The sequence below is a fragment of the Amycolatopsis sp. La24 genome, from assembly GCF_029087445.1.
Taxonomy (GTDB): domain Bacteria; phylum Actinomycetota; class Actinomycetes; order Mycobacteriales; family Pseudonocardiaceae; genus Amycolatopsis; species Amycolatopsis nivea.
This window is the reverse complement of the sequence record NZ_JARACH010000149.1, coordinates 1-819: the sequence shown is the minus strand read 5'-3', so window position 1 is coordinate 819 and position 819 is coordinate 1. Positions and strand designations below refer to the sequence as shown.

Below are 819 nucleotides of genomic sequence, written 5' to 3'. Positions count from 1 at the left end.
TTGAGGTTTTGCTGATCTTGGTGGTGGGTGTGCGGGTGGTGTTTGTTGGGTGGGCGCGTTGGTGTGGCTGGCGTCGCACCAGCGTGTCCACTGTGGGTTCTCCGGTCGGTGGTGGGCTGGGTCGGCGTGGGTCAGGTTTTTCGGTGGGTGGCGGTGAAGAGGCCGAGGAAGCTGCCGGCCCGGGGCCAGTTCTGTGGCAGGTGGAGGGTGGTGGTGCGGGCGGTGCGGGTGAGCCGGGCGGCGATGGCGACCAGGTGGGCGCGGATGGTGCCGGTTCTGGCTGTGGCGTGGAAGCGGCTGGCGAGGGATCCGGCGGCGCGCAGGAGGTTGTGGGTGATTCCGGCGAGGGCGAGCCAGGCGGCGTTGGCGGCGAAGCGGCCGGAGGGGAAGTGGGCGAGGGCGGAGTTGTTGAGGTCGGCGAAGATCTGCTCGATGGTTCCGGCGCGGCCGCGGTGCTGGGCTTCGGCGGTGACCGGGTCGAATCCGGTGTTGGTGAACACGGCCTGGTAGCGGTAGACGGGGAACAGTTCCCCGGTCGCGTCCCGGGTGGTGTCGCGGACGCGGCGGACGACGAGGCGGGCGGTGACGAACTGGCCGTTGCGGGTGGGGTTGGTGAACGCGGTGTAGGGGGTTTCCGCGATCTCGGCGGCATGGACCCAGGCCCGGCTGCCCTCGTCGAAGACCGGGCGGCCGTAGTCGATGCGCTGCCACGCGGTTTCGTCGATGGCGGCGATCGCGGCGCGGACCGCGGGGTTCTGCGGCGCGGTGACGGAGAACCGGGCTCCCTCGTCGAGGATCGCGGCCAGGATGTCCCCGTGG

1 protein-coding gene is annotated in these 819 nt (G+C 70.8%); it reads right to left on the bottom strand.

From position 1 onward, the window contains the following. Positions 1–131 precede the first annotated feature (131 nt). A partial coding sequence (locus tag PUT80_RS46225) for a transposase (protein ID WP_275295925.1) occupies positions 132–819 on the bottom strand: 688 nt, incomplete at its 5' end.